General features: G+C 27.6%; 1 pseudogene. It reads left to right on the top strand.

Going from position 1 to position 380, the window contains the following annotated elements:
• Window positions 1–380, top strand: a pseudogene (locus IDG65_RS14370) (transposase); the annotation flags it as partial.

Consider the following 380-nt stretch of genomic DNA (forward strand, 5'->3'; position numbering starts at 1 on the left):
CTATCATCCAAAAATGATGTTAAAAATCATCTTATATGCATATACTCAATCTGTATTTTCTGGTCGAAGAATAGAGAAATTACTTCATGACAGTATTCGAATGATGTGGTTAGCTCAAAATCAAACACCTTCTTATAAAACTATTAATCGTTTTAGAGTGAATCCTAATACTGATGCGTTAATTTAATCTTTATTTATTCAGTTCCATAGTCAATGTTTAAAGCAAAATCTTATTGATAATAATTCAATTTTTATTGATGGTACATAAGTAGAAGCTAATGCCAATAGATATACATTTGTGTGGAAGAAAAGTATTCAAAATCACGAATCGAAATTGAACGAAAATTCAAAAGCATTATATCGTGACTTAGTTGAAGAAA

The organism is Staphylococcus sp. EG-SA-17 (genome assembly GCF_017151845.1).
GTDB classification, from domain to species: Bacteria; Bacillota; Bacilli; order Staphylococcales; family Staphylococcaceae; genus Staphylococcus; species Staphylococcus aureus.